The sequence below is a fragment of the Mitsuaria sp. BK041 genome (assembly GCF_014193085.1).
In the GTDB taxonomy this organism is placed as follows: Bacteria; Pseudomonadota; Gammaproteobacteria; order Burkholderiales; family Burkholderiaceae_C; genus Roseateles.
The window spans coordinates 1,463,193-1,480,603 of the sequence record NZ_JACHYT010000002.1 but is presented as its reverse complement, the minus strand read 5'-3'; the positions used below and the strand labels follow the sequence as shown (position 1 = coordinate 1,480,603).

Genomic DNA, 17,411 nt, shown 5'->3' with positions numbered 1-17,411 from the left:
GACCCGTCGTTGGGGATGCCTTGCCGTGTCCGCGCTGCTGCCTGCGTGCCTGAGCACGACGGCATGGGCCGGCGCGTCCGCGCCTGCGTCGGTCCAGGCGGCGGCGACCGGGATGGCCTCGCGCCTGCCGGCGTGGATCGATTCCGGCTCGACCGTGTTCTGGCTGGGCGCCGGCTGCGTGATCGGCGGCCTGACGCTGGGCGTGATGGTCAGCCTGTTCGTGCAGCAGCGCGGCCGGCTGCAACGCCGACGCGAGGAACTCAAGCGCGTGCGCCGCGAGCGCGCCCGCCTCAGCGCGCTGCTGAACGCGATCCCCGACCCGATGTATTTCAAGGACGCGAATGGCGCCTATGAGGGCTGCAATCCGGCCTTCGAGCGCGCCGTCGGCCTGAGCGAGCAGGAGATCATCGGCCGCCGCGACGCCGACCTGCCCAACCCGCCGGGCTGGGTCGACACGCAGGCCGACGGCCGCACGCTCACCTGGCGTGATGGCGCCGACGGCGGCGCCCGCTGCCTGGACGTGCTCAGCGCGCCGGTGGTCGACGACGACCAGTACCTCGGCCAGGTCGCCATCGCGCGCGACATCACCCAGCTGCAGCAGGCCACCGATGCGGCCCGCCGCGCCGCCACCGTCTACGAGCACTGCGGCGAAGGGATCATGGTCATCGACCACAACCTGCGCATCGTCGACGTCAATCCGGCGCTGGTCGCGATGGTCGGCCATGATCGCCAGACGCTGCTGGGCAAGCGCCCGCTGCTGCTGCGCGAGGCCGAGCAGGACCCCGAGAAGCTGCGCGCGCTGTGGGCCGACATCGAGTCCCGCGGCAAGTGGAGCGGCGAGGTCACCGAGCGCCACAAGAACGGCGAATCGATCCCGATGTGGGCCACCTTCGTGAAGGTGCCGGCGCCGTCGGGCGATCCCGACCAGGTGCAGTACCTGAGCGTGCTGACCGACATCTCCCGCATCAAGCAGACCGAGGCCGAACTGCTGCACCAGTCGCTGCACGACAGCCTGACCGGCCTGCCCAACGCGGCGCTGCTGCGCGACCGCATCTCGCGCCAGATCGGCAACGCGCAGCGCGAGCACACCTGCGTGGCGGTGCTCTACATCGACCTGGACGGCTTCCGCGACGTCAACGACATCGCCGGCCATGCCGCCGGTGATCAGGTGCTGCTGACGGCCGCGGCGCGTTTCGCCAATGTCACGCGGCTGAGCGACTCGGTGGCGCGGGTGGGCGCGGATGAATTCGTCGTGGTGCTGTCCGGCCTGGTCGACGAGGAAACCGCGATGCGCCTGGGCGACCGCCTGATCCAGGCGATGGACGAGCCGGTCATCATCGACAACCACCGCTTCAATGTCGGCGCCAGCATCGGCCTGGCGCTGTTCCCGGCCGACGGCACGCAGGTCGACGAGTTGCTGCGCAATGCCGAGGTCGCGATGGTGCGCGCCAAGCTGCATGCGCGCGGCTCGGTCCAGGCCTACCGGCCGGAGCTGACCCAGGCGGTGCAGCAGCGCTTCGAGCTGACGCACGCGCTGCGCCAGGCCAACGAGGCCGCGCAGTTCCGCCTCGAATACCAGCCGCAGGTGCGCCTGAGCGACGGCCAGCTGATCGGCGCCGAGGCGCTGCTGCGCTGGCGGCATCCGACGCGCGGGCCGATCTCGCCGGCGGACTTCATCCCGCTGGCCGAGGAGACCGGCTTGATCATTCCGATCGGCCGCTGGGTGCTGGAGCAGGCCTGCGCGCAGGTGGCGCGCTGGCAGGGCCAGGAGGGCAAGCCGCAGCAGGTCGCGGTCAACGTGTCCGCCCGCCAGCTGCGTCAGCCCGATTTCATCGAGACGCTGGACTTCATCCTCGGCGAGACCGGCTGCCCGCCCAGCGCGCTGGAGCTGGAGGTCACCGAGAGCCTGCTGCTGGAGGACGCCGAGCAGGCCATCAGCCTGCTGACCCGCATCTCCAAGCGCGGCGTGCGCGTGGCCATCGACGATTTCGGCACCGGTTATTCCTCGCTGGCCTACCTGAAGCGCATGCCGGTCAGCACGCTGAAGATCGACCGCAGCTTCGTCCACGAACTCAGCAGCGACGCCAACGTCGCCGCGATCGCGCGCACGGTGATCGTGCTGGCGCGCAGCCTCAACCTGGACGTGCTGGCCGAGGGCGTGGAGACGCTCGAGCAGGCCGAGTGGCTGCGCCGCGAAGGCTGCGACTGGGCCCAGGGCTGGTACTACGGCCGCCCGATGCCGGCCGAGGACTTCGTGCTCACGCCGCCGCCCGAGCCGCTGCGCCGCGCGCCGGCCAAGCGGCTGCAGCTGGCCTGATCAAGGCTCGCCGTTGCCGTTCACGCGGCGCCGGGGCGCGGTCGGCGGAGCCGGCTCGCTGACCCAGAGCCGCCATTCGCGGGCGCTGATCTCGCGCACTTCCAGGCCGCGCCTGAGGACGTAGCTCGAGTCATGCCAGCTCTCGACCGGACCGGCGACGGTGCGCTTGGGCGGGGGTTCGAAGCCGAACTCGGAGTCGCCGAAGCTGCTGCCGCTGTCCGCGTACTGGCTCTCGCCATGGCTGAAACGGCTCTCGCCGTAATGGCTGGGATACAGGCTGTCGGACCCGCCGCCGGTCGCCATCGGCCTGGACGCCGCGGGCGGGAGCTGTGGGAGGGAGGACCGGTACTTCATCGCTGGAACTCCGGGATCACGGGGAAGGGGCACTCCATGGTGATCCTCTCGGCCCGCGACCGTCAGCCCGCAGATGGAGGGGCTGGCGGGGGAGGACATCTCCCCCTTGAAATCACTTGCCGGCGCCGGCGGTGTGTGCAAGTCACAGCGGTAGCGCTGTCGTGTGCTTCACCTCTTCCATCACCGCGTAGGTCCGCGTCTCGCGCACACCGGGCAGCGTCCAGATGACGGCGCCGATGAACTCGCGGTAGGCCGCCATGTCCGACACCCGCGTCTTGAGCAGGTAGTCGAAGCCGCCCGCCACCAGGTGGCATTCCAGGATCTCCGGCCGCGCCTGCACCGCCGCGCGGAAGTTGTCCATGACGTCGTGGACGGTGCGGTCCAGCAGGATCTCGATGAACACCAGCATCTGCGCGCCCAGCTTGGCCGGATTCAGGCGCGCCTCGTAGCCGAGGATGAAGCCCTCGCGCGTCAGCCGCCGCACCCGCTCCAGCACCGCCGTCGCGGACATCTGCACCTCCTCCGCCAGCTTCAGGTTGCTGATGCGCCCGTCCTGCTGCAGCAGCGCGAGGATGCGCCGGTCGATCTTGTCCAGGTCCTGGAGGCCGCTCATGCTGGATTCCGTGCGGTGGATGGCTTAAACATTGGAGATTAATTCGGAGTCGTCCTTTTTACACTCCCGATATTCGCTAGGGGAGCGCCCCTCGCACGAACATTCGAGGATCCCATGACCGCTTTCGCCCTGCCGCCCGAGACCTCCCGCCTGCCCGACCCCTACCGCGAGGAGCTGCCGCTGGTGCGCGCGCTGGCCGCGCCGCTGCAGACGCTGCACTGGCCGGCGGTGGTCGACCAGGCGCGCCCCTGGGTGCAGCAGGTGCGCGCCAACCCGGCGCCGTTCTGGGCGATGGAGTCGCTGCTGCGCGAGTACCCCATCACCAGCGCCGAGGGCCTGGCCCTGATGCGCCTGGCCGAGGCGCTGCTGCGCGTGCCCGATGCGGAGACCGCCATCGCGCTGACCGCCGACCAGCTCGGCCGCGCCGACTTCGAAGGCGGCGCGGACGGCCCGCACAAGATGCTGGCCGGCCTGGCGGCGAGCGCGATCTCGCTGTCCAAGAAGTTCCTGCCGGACGCCGAGTCCGACGGCGGCCTGATGAAGCGCCTGGGCGCGCAGACGGTGGTGGCCGCGACGGTGCGGGCGATCCAGTTGCTGGGCCGCCAGTTCGTGCTCGGCCGCAACATCCAGGAGGCGATGAAGGAGGCCGACGCCGCGCGCAAGGCGCAAGCGCAGCTGCGCTTCTCCTACGACATGCTGGGCGAGGGCGCCCGCACCGAGCGCGATGCCGAGCGCTACCAGGCCTCCTACCTGAATGCGATCGCCGCCATCGCCGCCGGTCGCAAGGCCGAGTCGCCGGAGGGCAGCGACGGCATCTCGATCAAGCTGTCGGCGCTGTTCTCGCGCTACGAGGTGCTGCAGCGCGAGCGCGTCTACGCCGAGCTGCTGCCGCGCGTGTGGCAGCTGGTCGAGAAGGCGGCGCAGGCCAACATCAACCTGACGATCGACGCCGAGGAGGTCGACCGGCTGGAGCTGTCGCTGGAGCTGCTCGACGCGCTGGCGGCGCGCATCGCCACCCACTTCCCGCAGTGGCGCGGCTTCGGCCTGGCGGTCCAGGCCTACCAGACGCGCGCGCGTGACGTGGTGGAGGCGGTCGCCGCGATCGCCCGCCGGCATGGGCTGCGCTTCATGGTGAGACTGGTGAAGGGCGCCTACTGGGACGGCGAGATCAAGCGCGCCCAGGAGCAGGGCCTGCCCTGCTACCCGGTCTACACGCACAAGCCGCACACGGACGTGTCCTACCTGGCCTGCGCCCAGGCGCTGCTGCAGCACCACGACGTCATCTACCCGCAGTTCGCGAGCCACAACGCCGGCACCATCGCCGCCATCCTGCAGATGGCCCGCGCGCTGGGCGCCAAGTTCGAGATGCAGCGCCTGCACGGCATGGGCGAGGGCATCTACCGCGAGGTGCTGAAGGACGGCAGCATCCCCTGCCGCGTCTACGCGCCGGTCGGCGAGCACCGCGACCTGCTGGCCTACCTCGTGCGCCGCTTGCTGGAGAACGGCGCCAACTCCTCCTTCGTCCACCAGCTGGCCGATCCGACGGTGGCGCCGGAGGAGCTGCTGGCCTCGCCGATGACGCAGATCCAGGAGGCCGCGGCGCTGCCGCTGCCGGTGGCGCTGTACCGCGACGCGGCGGGCCGCGGCCGCGACAACTCCGCGGGCCTGGACCTGGCGGTGCCGGCGCAGCGCCAGCCGCTGCTGGACGCGCTGGCCGCCTGCAGCGTGCCGACGCTGACGGAAGCCTCGCCCGATGAAGTGGACGCGGTGATGGCGCGCCTGCAGGGCGGCTTCGCCGGCTGGAACGCGACGCCGGTGGCCGGGCGCGCCGCGGTGCTGCGCCGCGCCGCCGACGCGCTGCAGGCACAGCTGCCGCAGTACTGCGCGCTGCTGGTGAAGGAGGCCTACAAGAGCTTCGGCGACGCGATCAGCGAAGTCCGCGAGGCCATCGACTTCCTGCGCTACTACGCCGATGAAGCGGAGCGCCTGGCCGCCGATGGCGTCGCGCTGAACGGCCGCGGCGTGTTCGTCTGCATCTCGCCGTGGAACTTCCCGCTGGCGATCTTCGCCGGCCAGGTGGTGGCGGCGCTGGCCGCCGGCAATGCCGTGGCCGCCAAGCCGGCCGAGCAGACGCCCGCGGTCGCGGCCGAATGCGTGAAGCTGCTGCATGCCGCCGGTGTTCCCGAGGACGCGGTGCAACTGGTGCATGGCCGTGGCGAGACCGTCGGCGCGCGCCTGGTGGCCGCGCCGCAGACGGCGGGCGTGTGCTTCACCGGCTCGACGCAGGTGGCGCAGATCATCAACCGCCAGCTGGCGGCCAAGCCCGGCGCCGCGGCGCTGCCGCTGATCGCCGAGACCGGCGGGCTGAACGCGATGATCGTGGACTCGACCGCGCTGCCCGAGCAGGTCATCGACGCCGTCGTGCAATCGGCCTTCCGCAGCGCCGGCCAGCGCTGCTCGGCGCTGCGCCTGCTGGCGGTGCACGAGGCGGTGGCCGATGGCGTCATCGAGATGCTGCGCGGCGCGGTCAAGGAACTGCGCGTCGGCGACAGCGCCGACCTGGCGACCGACGTCGGTCCGCTGATCGACGACGAGGCCTTCCAGGGCGTCTCCCGGGAAGTCCAGCGCCTCAAGCGCGAGGCGACGCTGATCGCCGAGGCCGTGCCGGCCGATGCCTGCCCGCGCCTGCTGCCGCCGGTGGCGGTCGAGCTGCCGACGATCGCCTCGCTGAAGCAGGAGATCTTCGGCCCGGTGCTGCATGTCGTGCGCTGGAGCGGCGATGTGGACGGCGTCGTGCGCGAGATCAACGCGCTGGGTTACGGCCTGACGCTGGGCATCCAGACCCGCATCGACAGCCGCGCGCTGCGCCTGGCGTCGCAGGCGCGCATCGGCAATGTCTATGTGAATCGCAACATCATCGGCGCGGTGGTCGGCGTGCAGCCCTTCGGCGGCGAGGGCATGTCGGGCACCGGCCCGAAGGCGGGCGGCCCGCACTACCTGCTGCGCTTCGCGGCGCAGCCCAAGGTCGAGGCGACCGAAGCGGCGGCCCCGGCGTTGGTGACGACGGTCGCCGGCGCGGACCTCGGGCCGCTGTTCGCGGCGCACGAGGCCTGGGCCGAACGCGCGCTGGACGAGCGTGCCACCGCGCTGGAACGCGCCAGCGCCGGCCAGCCGCCGGTGGTGGCCGGAGCCTGGCGCACGATGGGCGCGGCCGCGCGCCGTGCGCTGGTGGATGTGAAGCTGCCCGGCCCGACCGGCGAGAGCAACGAGCTGCGCCTGCATGGCCGTGGCGTGATCGCGGTGCTGGCGCAGGGGGCGTCGACCGAGGAACTGGCGCGCGCGCTGGGCGCGGCGCTGGTGGCGGGCAACGCGGTGGCCGTGGTGGGCGGCGGCGACGCGGCGCAGGACCTGCGCACCGCGCTGATGCGCGGCGGCGTGGCGGCGGCGGCGATGCAGCTGCTGCCGGCCGACCAGCTCGGCGCGGTGCTGCGCGCGGCGAAGCTGGCCGGCGTGATCGCGCCCGCGGGCCTGCAGCTGGCGGCGCAGCGCGAGCTCGCCGGCCGCGACGGCGCGATCCTGCCGGTCGTGCCGATGATGGAACTGGCGGATGCGCGCCAGCTCTACCGCCTGGTCGCCGAGCAGACGCTGACGATCAACACCGCGGCCGCCGGCGGCAACGCCGCGCTGCTGGCAGGCGTGCACTGAGCCTCAGCGCTTCAGCGCCCCCCAAGCGCCCCCCAAGCGCCGCGTGCCTGGCGCTCGGTGCTCGGTGCTCGGCACCCGGCGCTCAGCCCCGAAGGCTGAACCGGCCGACGCCGTCCCGGGAGGGACGGCCGTCGATCCGCCACCAACCGGTGCGCGGCACGATCCAGGTCTCGCCCGCGCGCAGGCGCATCGGTTGCGGCCAGCAGTGGTCGGCCCACAGCGTGGGGGCGTCCTCGACGCTGACTTCGCCGCCGCGCAGGTGCAGCACCGTGCCGCGGGCCAGCCGCAGCAGCGTCGACTGACCGGCCGCCAGCGCGTGATCGTCGGCGTGGAGCGCCGAGCCCGGCGCGGATGCGGATGCGGATGCCGACGTCGCTCCCGACTGCGACTGTGATTCAGAGCGCGCGTGGGCTTGGCCTTGGCTTGGCGCCTTTGCCATCGCCTTCGCCAGACGGGTCGGCACGTGCTGCCCGGACCACGGCGCGGGCAGCCATCTCAGGACATGGGTGAGGAACATGAGGTCATCGCCCGACCGGTCGCGGGTCCGGGCGCCATGAGGATGATGGGGACCAGTGTTCCGATCGCCGCCGCGTCGCGACAGGTACAGCCGACCGATTTGTTCTGCGCAACAGCGCTCGCGCGCTTGCTGTTCCGTATCCACTGCCCGCCCGCTGTTCCGGTGTCGCGCGGATTGCCAGGCGCAGAATCGCCGCCATGGACGCCACCGACCCCCTCTACGCCCAGGTCGCCGCGCATTACCGCCAGGCCATCACCGCCGGCACGATGCCGCCGGGCAGCCGGATGCCGTCGGTGCGCACGCTGATGGGGCTGCACCGGGTGAGCCTCAGCACCGCGCTGCAGGCCTATCGGCTGCTGGAGAGCCAGGGCCTGCTGCAGGCCCGGCAGCGCGCCGGCTACTTCGTCCGCCCGCCACGGCCCACGCGCCTGGCCCGCGCGGCCGAACCGCGCCAGACGCAGGCGGACCCGGCGCGTTTCGTCGGCGTGCATGAGCGGATCTCGGACATCCTCACCCGCGGCATCGCGGCCAAGCCCGAGGTCAATCTGTCCGGCGCCTGCGCGCATCCTTCGCTGTATCCGACCCGTGCGCTGGCGCTGCACGGCCAGCGCCTGCTGCGCCGCCGTCCGGAGATCCTCGGCACCCAGCCCGATCCGCAGGGGCTGCTCGGGCTGCGCCAGGCGCTGTCGCGCCTGGCGCTCAATGCGCAGATCCAGCTCGACCCCTCGCAGCTGGTCATCACCCATGGCTGCACCGAGGCGCTGAGCGTCGCCCTGCGCGCGGTGACGACGCCTGGCGATGCCGTCGCCGTCGAATCGCCCACCTACTACGGCCTGCTGCAGCTGCTCGAAAGCCTGGGCCTGCGCGCGCTCGAGATTCCGACCAGCCCGCACACGGGCCTGTCGGTCGAGGCCCTCGAGGCCGCCGCCGCGCAGGAGCCGCGGCTGAAGGCGGTGGTGGTGGTGCCCAACCTGCAGAACCCGCTCGGCGCGGTGATGCCCGACACGGCCAAGCAGGCCTTGCTGGCGCGCTGCGAGGCCCGTGACCTGGCACTGATCGAGGACGACACCTACGCGCTGCTGTGCGACACGCCGCAGCGCGCGATCAAGTCCTGGGACACGACCGGGCGGGTGATCTTCTGCTCCTCGCTGCACAAGACGCTGGCGCCGGGCATGCGCGTGGGCTGGATCGCCGCCGGGCGCTGGCAGCCGCGGGTGGAGATCCTCAAGTACGCGCAGAGCCGGCCCAACGAGATGCTGGGGCAGGCGATCCTCGCGGAGTTCCTGGCCGGCGGCCAGATCGACCGCCACCTGCGGGCCCTGCGCGCGAAGCTCGCCACGCAGCGCGAGCAGATGGCCGCGGCGCTGTCCGACGAACTGCCGACCGGCACGCGCCTGTCCATGCCGCCGGGCGGCCCCAGCCTGTGGGTGGAATTGCCCGAGGGGCTGTCGTCGCTGGCGCTTTTCGACGCGGCGCTGGAGAAGGGCGTGCGGCTGGGCCCGGGGCTGATGTATTCGAACTCGGACCGCTTCGACAACTTCATCCGCATCAACGCCGGCAATCCGATGGACGAGGCGCAACGTCGCGCCATCGCGACGCTGGGCCAGCTCTGCGCGTCGATGCTGCGCGGGCGCTGACCGTCCTCCCGCCCGAGGGCCCGCGGCTACACTGCCGGCCCATGAGTTCCTGCATCGCATTCATCGGTGGCGGCAACATGGCCAGCGCCATCATTGGCGGCCTGCGCCGCGCCGGGCATCCGGCCGAGGACCTGCTGGTGGTCGAGCCTTTCGAGGCGCAGCGCGAGCGCCTGGCCGCCGACTTCGGCCTGCGTCCGATGGCGGCCGCCGATGCCGCGCTGTCGCGCGCCCGCGCGGTGGTCTGGGCGGTCAAGCCGCAGCTGTTCCAGGAAGCCGCCGCGCCGGTGGCGCCGCACGTGGGCGGCGCGCTGCAGCTGTCGGTGATGGCCGGCCTGCGCGCCGACGCGATCGCCCGCGCGACGGGCGCCGCGCGCGTCGTCCGCGGCATGCCCAACACGCCGGCGCTGATCGGGCAGGGCATCACCGGCCTGCATGCGAGCGCCGCCGTGACCACGGACGATCGCGCGCTGGTCGAGCAACTGCTGCAGGCGACCGGTCGCACGCTGTGGGTCGATGCCGAGGGCGACCTCGACACCGTCACCGCGCTGTCGGGCTCGGGCCCGGCCTACTTCTTCTTCCTCGTCGAGCACATGGTCGCCGCCGCCCGGGCGCTGGGCCTGGACGAGGCCAAGGCCCGCGAGCTCGCGCTGGCGACCTGCGGCGGCGCCGCCGCGCTGGCCCTGCAGTCGGGGGAATCGCCGACCGCGCTGCGTGAGAAGGTGACCTCCAAGGGCGGCACCACGCATGCGGCGATCACCAGCCTGCAGGCGGACGGCGTCGGCGATGCGATCGAGCGCGCGGTGAAGGCCGCGCATCGGCGCGCGGGCGAGCTGGGCGACGAGTTCGGGCGCGGCTGAAGCCCCGTGCTTCACGCGCTGCGTCGACGTCCGCCGATGTCCTGATCCAGAGTTCCGTTCCGACCGATGGGGATCGCCGATCGCTGGGGCCTGCGCGCGTGGCTGCGCGCGCCGGGCTCGCTGAGCAAGCGCCTGGCCGCGACCGGCCGCCGCTACGAGGTGCTGGTGCTGCGCCAGACGGTGGCGCCGCTGCGGCCGCAGGAGCGCGCCGCGCTCGGCTTGCCGCGTCGCGGCCTGACCGTGGTGCGCGAGGTGCTGCTGCATGTCGACGGCCAGCCGCTGGTGTGGGCGCGCTCGGCGGTGCATGGCCATTCGCTGGCGGGCCCCTGGAAGGCGCTCAAGGGACTGGGCAGCCGGCCCCTGGGCCATCTGCTCTACGACGATCCCCGCATCCATCGCAGCGAGCTGCAGCCGCGCCGCGTGACCCGCCATGGCGCGACCCACCGGCAGATGCAGCGCCAATGGCTGGCCGCGACCGGCACCGAGGCCCCCGCGCGGATGCAGTGGTCGCGCAATTCCGTCTTCACCCGGCACGGCCAGCAGCTGCGGGTGATGGAGATGTTCGTGCCCGACGTCGCGCTGCGCGACCCCGGGCCGCTGCGGCGCAAGTCGCGGCCGCGGCGCTGAACGCCGCCGAGCCGCGCGCGACGCCCACCGGAGACGCCGATGCCTGATCCGACTTCCCCTGCCGATGCCGGGCCGATGACGCTCGGGGCGCGCCTGGTCGGCGCGTTCCGGCGCTGGCTGCAGGCGCTGCGGCCCGCACCGATGCGCGTCGATGCCGGCGAGCGCCTGCGCGTGGTGGCCGGCGCGATCGCCGGCGTGCTGGTGACGGCCATGCTGATGGAGCTGCTGTCGCGCCATGCGCCGGGCGTGCCGCGCCTGGTCGCGCCGCTCGGCGCGAGCGCGGTGCTGGTCTTCGGCGTGCCCGCCAGCCCGCTCGCGCAGCCGTGGGCGGTGGTGGTCGGGAACACCGCGTCGGCGCTGGTGGGCATCGCCTGCGTGCACCTGTTCGGCGGCGTGCCGGAACTGGGCGCCGCCATCGCCGTCGGCGGCGCCATCGGGCTGATGTTCCTGCTGCGCTGCCTGCATCCGCCCGGCGGTGCGGCGGCGCTGCTGATGGTGCTGTCGGGCGCGCACGATTGGCACGTCGCGCTCGACACGGTGCTGCCGAACTCGGTGCTGCTGGTCGCGGCGGGCATGCTCTACAACGGCGTCACCGGCCGGCGCTATCCCCACCCGCAGGTGGCCGCGCCCGCCGCGGCGCCGGCTCGCGGCGGTGCGGCCGGCGAGGCGACCGCCTTCAGCGGCGCCGACCTCGAGACCGTGCTGGCCCATTACAACCAGGTGCTGGACATTCCCCGTGACGACCTGCAGGCCATCGTCGACGAGGCCGGCCTGCTGGCCGCGCGGCGGCGGATGACGACGCTGCGCTGCGCCGACGTGATGTCGCGCGAGGTGAAGACGGTGGAATGGGGCACGCCGCTGCAGGAGGCCTGGTCGCTGCTGCGGGAACACCACATCAAGGCGCTGCCGGTGGTGGACCGCGCGCGGCGCGTGGTCGGCATCGTGACGCTGGCGGACTTCCTGCGCGGCGCCTCGCTCGACCTGCACGCGGACTGGGCGACCCGGCTGCGACAGCTGATCCGCCCGACGCCCTCGACGCACAGCGACAAGGCGGAGGTCGTGGGCCAGATCATGAGCCGGCAGGTGCGGGTGGCCAGCGCGGACCGCCCGCTGGCGGACCTGGTGCCGCTGTTCGCGGCCACCGGGCACCACCACATCCCCATCGTCGGCGACGAGGCGCGGCTGGTCGGGATCCTGACGCAGTCCGACCTGGTCGCGGCGCTGGCCCGGGTGGATCGCCTGTAGGCCGCCTGGCGCGGCGATCCGTACAGGTCCCGCTCAGGTTCGCTCGGTATGCTGCGGCCGCTCCGTTTTCCTGGATGCCGCGCCGATGGACATCGACCCCGAAGAACTGATCGAGAACGCCCGCCAGGCCGTGGACCGGCCCGAGGCCGCCGCGCGCCCATCGCGGCTCAATGCCGTCGTGGCGGTGACCGTCGCGCTGCTGGCGACCTTCATGGGCATCTGCAAGGTCAAGGACGACAACATCAACCAGAACATGCAGCAGGCGCAGGCCGACAAGATCGACCACTGGGCCTTCTACCAGGCGCGCAACGCCCGCGAGGAGATCGCCAAGGCGGCGCTGACGCAGCTGAAGCTGCAGGCGCTTGGCGCGCCGGAGTCGGCCGCCGACGGCTACCGGCAGGCGATCGCGCATTACGAGACGCTGGCGGCCGAGCAATCGGCCAAGAAGGACGAACTGCGCAAGCAGGCCGAGGCCGACCAGCAGCGCTACGACGCGCTCAACTTCCGCGACGACCAGTTCGACCTGTCCGATGCGTTGCTGGCCATCGCGATCGCGCTGCTGGCGATCACGGCGCTCACGCAGATGTGGGCGCTCTTCGCGGTGGCCATGGTGCCGACGGTGTTCGGCGTGCTGATGGGCCTGGCGGGCCTGGGCGGCTGGCCGCTGCATCCGGACCTGATCGTCCAGCTGCTGTCCTGAGCCGCGCGCCGGGCTGGACGTGGGAACGGGCGCACGAGGCGCCCGTTTGTCATGGGATCGCGACCGCGGCGCTCAGCGCAGCGCCAGGTCCAGCACCGTGCCCGCGAAGATCGCGAAGCCGACCCAGTGGTTCTCGCGGAAGGCCTTGAAGCAGCCGTCGCGGCCGCGGTCCTTGATCAGCGTGTAGTGCCAGACCACCTGCGCCGCCGCGGCGGCCAGGCCAGCCAGGAACCAGTGGCCCATGCCCAGCCGCAGGCCCAGCGCCGCCCACAGCGCGAGGAAGACGACGTAGAAGGTCATCACCCCGATGACGTCGAAGCGGCCCAGCGTCAGCGCGGAGGTCTTGATGCCGATGCGGATGTCGTCGTCGCGGTCGACCATGGCGTATTCGGTGTCGTAGGCCAGCACCCAGAACAGGTTGGCGGCGAGCAGTCCCCAGGCCGACAACGGCACCGAGGCGGCGATCGCCTGCAGGCTCCACTCGCGCCCGCCCAGCGCCGCGGAGAAGGCCATCGGGATGCCGAAGGAGAACGCGACGCCCAGCACGGCCTGCGGCATCGAGACCCAGCGCTTGGTGAACGGATAGAGGATGGTCACCGCGAGCGCGGCGAAGGACAGCAGGATGGTGGGCGGGTTGGTCGTCAGCACCAGGCCGAAGGCGACCAGCGACAGCGCCGCGCCGAGCACCAGGGCTTCCTTCACCGAGACCAGCCCGGCGGTGACGGGTCGCTGGGCGGTGCGCTTGACGTGCTTGTCGAAGTCGCGGTCGGCGACGTCGTTGACGGCGCAGCCGGCGCTGCGCATCAGGAAGGTGCCGATCGTGAAGACCAGCAGCAGGTGCCAGCCCGGCCAGCCGTCGGCGGCCATCCACAGCGCGGAGAGCGTCGGCCACAGCAGCAGGTAGGTGCCGGCCGGCCGATCCCAGCGGATCAGGTTCAGGTAGAGCGACAGACGCGACGGCGCGGCGGGGGAGGGGGCGGCGGGAGTCATGGCGGGGATTGTCGCGCTCGCGCCCCTGATTGGGAGGCGGAAGGAACCGACTGGTCGCTCAGCGCAATGCTCGTTAAATCGAGCGTTAAGTCGATAAGGCTCGATTTAACGAGCATCGGCCCGCAGCGGTGAACGTCCGCAACTTGAAAAAACTTGATCCGGCGGCGAGCAACGCAGACAATCGATCGGCTATGCACAAGGTTGTCCACAGCGAGAACATCAGGGCCGCCCTTGCCCAGAAGGGGTGGACGCAGAAGCAGTTGGCCGAGGCGTTGGATGTGTCCGCGCAAGCAGTGACCTTGTGGCTCAAGGGAGAAGGCCTTCCGCGGCCGGACAAGCTCCTGAAGCTCGCCACCACGCTGAAGCTGTCGCTGGGGCAACTGGTCAAGTTCGAGGATCCGGACCGTCCCGTGATCGCGTTCAGGAAGCGGGCTGCCACCAAGACGACCCAACAGCATGTCGACGACGCGGTCACGCGCGGAAAGTTGCTGCGGGCGTTGGTGCCCTCGCTCCCGGAACTGAAGGCGCTTCGTACCGAACTGCCCAACCCGAGCGTCGCTTACGCGGACCTGCAAAGGGCCGTCAGTCAGACGCGAACCAAGCTGGGCATCGGGCAGGACGCGAAGCTCGCGTATTCGGTGCTCATCAGCGAATTCGCCGCGAACGACGCCTTCATCGTGCCCGTGCTCTGGGGCGAGAAGAGTCGCCACGAGAACGCGCTGCACATCCTGCTTCCAGCCACGCGCGTCACCTTCATCTACTTGAATCTTGACGCCCGGATCGAGGACTTCAAGTTCTGGATGGCGCATGAGCTGGCGCACGTCTATACGCCGCAGCTGGCCGGGACCGATGATGGCGAGGATTTCGCCGATGCCTTTGCCGGAGCGTTGCTGTTCCCTCAAGCGCTTGCTGAACGGGCATGGCGCGAGGTCTGCGCCTGCCGTCGCAAGGCCGACGTCATCGCCACGTTGAAGCGTCACGCTGCGGAGCACGAGATCTCGCTCTTCACCGTGTACCGTCAGGTGCAGGATTACGCCATGGCGCATGAAGCGAAGCCGCTGGCCTTGAATGAAGGGGTCGACATCCACGCGGTGCGAAGCGCGATTCGTGGCAGGACGGTCGCGCAGGATCTCTTCGGGAGCGAGCCGCCTGAACCGGCCGCCTATCTGGCTGCGGCCCAGAACGTGTTCCGCAGCGAGTTCTTCCCCTCGTTGCAGCGCATGTTCAGGGCCCACGGCACCGGCCCAGCATATCTGCAGCAGATCCTGGATCTGCCGCTCTCCGATGCGACCTCACTTCATGCGGCGCTGATGAGGTGATCTCCGTTGACGCTGCTGTTGCTCGATACCTGCGCGTACCTGCGATTGGCACGTCGCGTGAAGCCGTTGCTCGGCGTCGAGTTCGGGCAGAAGCGGTATGTGTTGACGGTGCTGCCCGACGTCGAGCAGGAAGTGCTGCGCAGCGGACGCCTGCGTCATCTCTTTCCCTGGTTCTCCAGCGATCAGACCGCGGCCGCTGAACGCCTCGCGCAGAGCGTCCGGCTGACAGCGGCGCAACGTCAGGAGCTCGAGATTGCGGCCAGGTTCCTGCACGACTGGGTCGTGGAAGAGGCCGTGAGCTTCGCGTCGAGGGGACGGACACCACCGAGCCGGGTGGACTGCCGCGTCCTGGCCTTCGGTCAGACGCATGGAGCGACGATCGTCACGGATGACCTGGCCATGCACGATCTGGCCGGCACCTTCGACATCGAGGTACTTCACGGGCATGAACTGTTGGCCAAGTTGCGCACGGCCAAGTTGATCGATAACGCGCTCGTCCGCGAAATCTACGAGGCACTCGACCGCAACTGCGATCTCCCGGCCTCCTGGCGCGCGGCCAAGCACAAGACCTTCCTGAAGGTCTTTGGCCCGGAGCTCAAGCGTTCTTCCTGAGCCGCTCCCACAACGCCCCCGCCTCGCCCACCAGTCCGCGGCGGAAGGCCAGCACGCACAGGATGAAGATCAGCCCGGTCACTAGGCTGACGGACTCGCCCAGGCCGGTGAACCACTGGATCCCGGTCACGCCGGCCAGCCACTGGCCCAGGTCGCCGATCTTGTTCTCCAGCGCGATGATCACCAGCGCGCCCACGATCGGCCCCACCATCGTCCCCATTCCGCCCACCAGCGTCATCAGGATCACCAGACCCGAGGTCGTCCAGATCGCGTCGGTCAGCGTCGCGAAACCCAGCACCAGCGTCTTGGTCGCGCCCGCCAGCCCCGCCAGCCCCGCCGACAGCACGAAGGCCATCAGCTTGAAGCGCGCCGCGTCGTAACCCAGCGAGGTCGCCCGCGCCTCGTTCTCGCGGATCGAGGTCAGCACCTGCCCGAACGGCGAATGCACCGTCCGGTAGATCAGCCAGAAGCCGAACACGAAGATCGCCAGCACCAGGTAGTACAGCGCGGTGTCGTTCTCCAGGTTGATGCCCAGGACGCTGCCGCGCGGCACCGACTGCAGGCCGTCCTCGCCGCCGGTGAACGGCGCCTGCAGGAAGTAGAAGAACAGCATCTGCGCCAGCGCCAGCGTGATCATCGAGAAATAGATCCCCGATCGCCGGATCGCCAGCAGCCCGAACACCAGCCCCGCCAGCGCCGCCATCAGCGTGCCGAAGGCGATGCCCAGCAGCGGCGGGAAGCCCCAGACCTTCAGCGCATGCCCGGCGGCGTAGGCCGCCGCGCCCAGGAAGGCGGCATGGCCGAAGCTCAGCAGCCCGGTGAAGCCGATCAGCAGGTTGAAGGCGCATGCGAAGAGCGCATAGCACATCACCTTCATCGCGAAGATCGGATACACGCCCAGGAAGGGCAGCAGCGCGATGGCGACGAACAGGGCGGCGTAGCCCAGCGGTTTCTTGTTCATTTCTCTTTGCCGAACAGGCCGGCGGGACGCACCAGCAGCACCAGGGCCATGATGACGAACACCACGGTGTTGGAGGCTTCCGGATAGAAGACCTTGGTCAGGCCCTCGATCACGCCCAGCCCCAGGCCGGTCAGGATCGAGCCCAGGATGGAGCCCATGCCCCCGATCACCACCACCGCGAAGACGACGATGATCAGGTTGGAGCCCATCAGCGAATTCACCTGCAGGATCGGCGCCGCGAGCACGCCCGCGAAGCCCGCCAGCGCCACGCCGCCGGCGTAGGTCAGCGTCACCAGCCGCGGCACGTTGACGCCGAAGGCCTGCACCAGCTTCGGGTTCTCGGTGCCGGCGCGCAGCGTCGCGCCCAGCGAGGTCTTCTCGATCAGCACCCACACGCCCAGGCACACCACCAGCGAGGCGACGACCACCCAGGCCCGGTAGTTCGGCAGGATCATGAAGCCCAGGTTGGTGGCGCCCTGCAGCGCCTCGGGCGCCGAGTAGGGCTGCCCGCCCACGCCGAAGAAGGAGCGGAAGACGCCCTCGATCACCAGCGTCAGCCCGAAGGTCAGCAGCAGGCCGTAGAGGTGGTCCAGCTTGTAGAGCCACTGCAGCAGCAGCCGCTCGATGACCAGGCCGAAGGCGCCCACGATCAGCGGCGCGATCAGCAGCATCGCCCAGTAGTTGACGCCGAAGTACTCCAGCCCCATCCACGCCAGGAACGCGCCCATCATGTAGAGCGCGCCGTGGGCGAAGTTGATGATGTTCAGCATGCCGAAGATGACGGCCAGCCCCAGCGACAGCATCGCGTAGAACGAGCCGTTCACCAGCCCCAGCAGCAGCTGGCCCAGCAGCGCGGGCAGGGGGACACCAAAGAAGTCGGTCATGCGTCGTCGCTCATCGTCATCGTCTTGGACATCGCGGCGGACCGGCGCGTGCGCGGCCAGGCCGCGCGACGCG

Annotated in this window: 15 protein-coding genes; 9 read left to right on the top strand and 6 right to left on the bottom strand. The window is 70.8% G+C overall.

Features of this window, described 5'->3' with window-relative positions:
* Positions 1–25: 25 nt before the first annotated feature.
* Positions 26–2,317: an EAL domain-containing protein gene (locus FHT38_RS22420; RefSeq protein WP_183483590.1), complete on the top strand. Its 2,292-nt coding sequence runs from the start codon at positions 26–28 to the stop codon at positions 2,315–2,317.
* Here the strand turns inward: FHT38_RS22420 and FHT38_RS22415 are convergent, their stop codons facing one another.
* Together FHT38_RS22415 and FHT38_RS22410 are read right to left on the bottom strand one after the other, a co-directional pair.
* Positions 2,318–2,671 (bottom strand): hypothetical protein, encoded by a 354-nt coding sequence (locus FHT38_RS22415; protein WP_183493276.1) that lies wholly within the window; start codon positions 2,669–2,671, stop codon positions 2,318–2,320.
* Between the two features lie 142 nt (positions 2,672–2,813).
* A complete protein-coding gene (locus tag FHT38_RS22410) occupies positions 2,814–3,284 on the bottom strand; it encodes an Lrp/AsnC ligand binding domain-containing protein (RefSeq protein WP_183493275.1) in 471 nt (156 codons plus the stop codon).
* Between the two features lie 114 nt (positions 3,285–3,398).
* On the opposite strand from FHT38_RS22410, the gene FHT38_RS22405 reads away from it, so the two are divergent.
* Positions 3,399–6,989, top strand: coding sequence for an L-glutamate gamma-semialdehyde dehydrogenase (locus tag FHT38_RS22405; protein WP_183493274.1), 3,591 nt, complete (start codon positions 3,399–3,401; stop codon positions 6,987–6,989).
* 82 nt (positions 6,990–7,071) lie between these two features.
* Here the strand turns inward: FHT38_RS22405 and FHT38_RS22400 are convergent, their stop codons facing one another.
* Positions 7,072–7,506, bottom strand: a complete 435-nt coding sequence (locus tag FHT38_RS22400; protein ID WP_183493273.1) for a hypothetical protein — start codon at positions 7,504–7,506, stop codon at positions 7,072–7,074.
* A 197-nt stretch (positions 7,507–7,703) separates the two neighbouring features.
* Between FHT38_RS22400 and FHT38_RS22395 the strand changes: the two genes are divergently transcribed.
* The 5 genes from FHT38_RS22395 to FHT38_RS22375 all read left to right on the top strand — a co-directional run bounded on the left by FHT38_RS22395 (position 7,704) and on the right by FHT38_RS22375 (position 12,572).
* Positions 7,704–9,143 carry a PLP-dependent aminotransferase family protein gene (locus FHT38_RS22395; RefSeq protein WP_091729525.1) on the top strand — a complete coding sequence of 480 codons (1,440 nt, stop codon included), beginning with the start codon at positions 7,704–7,706 and terminating at the stop codon, positions 9,141–9,143.
* Between the two features lie 41 nt (positions 9,144–9,184).
* Positions 9,185–10,000 carry a pyrroline-5-carboxylate reductase gene (gene proC, locus FHT38_RS22390; protein WP_183493272.1) on the top strand — a complete coding sequence of 272 codons (816 nt, stop codon included), beginning with the start codon at positions 9,185–9,187 and terminating at the stop codon, positions 9,998–10,000.
* A gap of 66 nt (positions 10,001–10,066) precedes the next feature.
* Positions 10,067–10,627, top strand: a complete 561-nt coding sequence (locus tag FHT38_RS22385) for a chorismate lyase (RefSeq protein ID WP_091729518.1) — start codon at positions 10,067–10,069, stop codon at positions 10,625–10,627.
* A 75-nt stretch (positions 10,628–10,702) separates the two neighbouring features.
* Positions 10,703–11,872 (top strand): HPP family protein, encoded by a 1,170-nt coding sequence (locus FHT38_RS22380; RefSeq protein WP_183493637.1) that lies wholly within the window; start codon positions 10,703–10,705, stop codon positions 11,870–11,872.
* Between the two features lie 85 nt (positions 11,873–11,957).
* Positions 11,958–12,572 carry a DUF4337 domain-containing protein gene (locus FHT38_RS22375; protein WP_147239983.1) on the top strand — a complete coding sequence of 205 codons (615 nt, stop codon included), beginning with the start codon at positions 11,958–11,960 and terminating at the stop codon, positions 12,570–12,572.
* A gap of 72 nt (positions 12,573–12,644) precedes the next feature.
* Here the strand turns inward: FHT38_RS22375 and ubiA are convergent, their stop codons facing one another.
* Positions 12,645–13,562 carry a 4-hydroxybenzoate octaprenyltransferase gene (gene ubiA / locus FHT38_RS22370; protein ID WP_183493271.1) on the bottom strand — a complete coding sequence of 306 codons (918 nt, stop codon included), beginning with the start codon at positions 13,560–13,562 and terminating at the stop codon, positions 12,645–12,647.
* A 128-nt stretch (positions 13,563–13,690) separates the two neighbouring features.
* Between ubiA and FHT38_RS22365 the strand changes: the two genes are divergently transcribed.
* Both FHT38_RS22365 and FHT38_RS22360 read left to right on the top strand, forming a co-directional pair.
* Positions 13,691–14,881 carry a helix-turn-helix transcriptional regulator gene (locus FHT38_RS22365; protein ID WP_310737415.1) on the top strand — a complete coding sequence of 397 codons (1,191 nt, stop codon included), beginning with the start codon at positions 13,691–13,693 and terminating at the stop codon, positions 14,879–14,881.
* A 6-nt stretch (positions 14,882–14,887) separates the two neighbouring features.
* A complete protein-coding gene (locus FHT38_RS22360) occupies positions 14,888–15,493 on the top strand; it encodes a hypothetical protein (RefSeq protein ID WP_183493270.1) in 606 nt (201 codons plus the stop codon).
* Here the strand turns inward: FHT38_RS22360 and FHT38_RS22355 are convergent.
* Positions 15,477–16,454 carry a branched-chain amino acid ABC transporter permease gene (locus FHT38_RS22355; RefSeq protein ID WP_183493269.1) on the bottom strand — a complete coding sequence of 326 codons (978 nt, stop codon included), beginning with the start codon at positions 16,452–16,454 and terminating at the stop codon, positions 15,477–15,479. The two genes, FHT38_RS22360 and FHT38_RS22355, sit on opposite strands and share 17 nt — an antisense overlap.
* Positions 16,451–17,338 (bottom strand): branched-chain amino acid ABC transporter permease, encoded by an 888-nt coding sequence (locus FHT38_RS22350; protein ID WP_183493268.1) that lies wholly within the window; start codon positions 17,336–17,338, stop codon positions 16,451–16,453. The genes FHT38_RS22355 and FHT38_RS22350 overlap by 4 nt, the downstream gene beginning before the upstream one ends.
* Between the last annotated feature and the right edge of the window lie 73 nt (positions 17,339–17,411).

Excerpts from the sequence above, each read along its gene's own strand:
- FHT38_RS22350 (WP_183493268.1), bottom strand. The coding sequence starts at position 17,338 with ATGACCGACTTCTTTGGTGTCCCCCTGCCCGCGCTGCTGGGCCAGCTG.
- FHT38_RS22410 (WP_183493275.1), bottom strand. The coding sequence starts at position 3,284 with ATGAGCGGCCTCCAGGACCTGGACAAGATCGACCGGCGCATCCTCGCG.
- FHT38_RS22385 (WP_091729518.1), top strand. The coding sequence starts at position 10,067 with ATGGGGATCGCCGATCGCTGGGGCCTGCGCGCGTGGCTGCGCGCGCCG.
- FHT38_RS22405 (WP_183493274.1), top strand. The coding sequence starts at position 3,399 with ATGACCGCTTTCGCCCTGCCGCCCGAGACCTCCCGCCTGCCCGACCCC.
- FHT38_RS22400 (WP_183493273.1), bottom strand. The coding sequence starts at position 7,506 with ATGTTCCTCACCCATGTCCTGAGATGGCTGCCCGCGCCGTGGTCCGGG.
- FHT38_RS22415 (WP_183493276.1), bottom strand. The coding sequence starts at position 2,671 with ATGAAGTACCGGTCCTCCCTCCCACAGCTCCCGCCCGCGGCGTCCAGG.
- FHT38_RS22395 (WP_091729525.1), top strand. The coding sequence starts at position 7,704 with ATGGACGCCACCGACCCCCTCTACGCCCAGGTCGCCGCGCATTACCGC.
- proC (WP_183493272.1), top strand. The coding sequence starts at position 9,185 with ATGAGTTCCTGCATCGCATTCATCGGTGGCGGCAACATGGCCAGCGCC.
- FHT38_RS22355 (WP_183493269.1), bottom strand. The coding sequence starts at position 16,454 with ATGAACAAGAAACCGCTGGGCTACGCCGCCCTGTTCGTCGCCATCGCG.
- FHT38_RS22375 (WP_147239983.1), top strand. The coding sequence starts at position 11,958 with ATGGACATCGACCCCGAAGAACTGATCGAGAACGCCCGCCAGGCCGTG.
- FHT38_RS22380 (WP_183493637.1), top strand. The coding sequence starts at position 10,703 with ATGACGCTCGGGGCGCGCCTGGTCGGCGCGTTCCGGCGCTGGCTGCAG.
- ubiA (WP_183493271.1), bottom strand. The coding sequence starts at position 13,562 with ATGACTCCCGCCGCCCCCTCCCCCGCCGCGCCGTCGCGTCTGTCGCTC.